The 235-nt window shown below is 58.7% G+C and carries 1 protein-coding gene; it reads right to left on the bottom strand.

Annotated features, from left to right (window positions below):
* Window positions 1-235: YqaA family protein (locus B3605_RS22095; protein ID WP_414707008.1), on the bottom strand; the 235-nt coding region annotated here is incomplete at both ends.

Here is a 235-nt window from a genome sequence, read left to right as displayed (position 1 = left end):
AGGTTCATGTGAATGACGCCGGCGAGAATGGTGACGATCTTGATCGGTGGCAGATGCGCGAGACCAGACGTCACCAGCAACAGCAGCAGGATTTCCCATTCGTCGTGGATGTAGGTTCGCATTTGCTCGAAGGCATCGAGCTTGCCGTAGAATTCAAGGACAGGGCGGGCGATCGTGTCATAGGCGTAATAGCCAAGCGCCCAGCCGGCGATGCCGCCGAGCACGGAAGCGACGG

Origin of the sequence: Rhizobium sp. UBA1881, from assembly GCF_002338015.1 — a bacterium.
Classification (GTDB): domain Bacteria; phylum Pseudomonadota; class Alphaproteobacteria; order Rhizobiales; family Rhizobiaceae; genus Rhizobium.
Note: the sequence above shows the minus strand (reverse complement) of the source record. Positions and strands in the feature narration are given on the sequence as shown.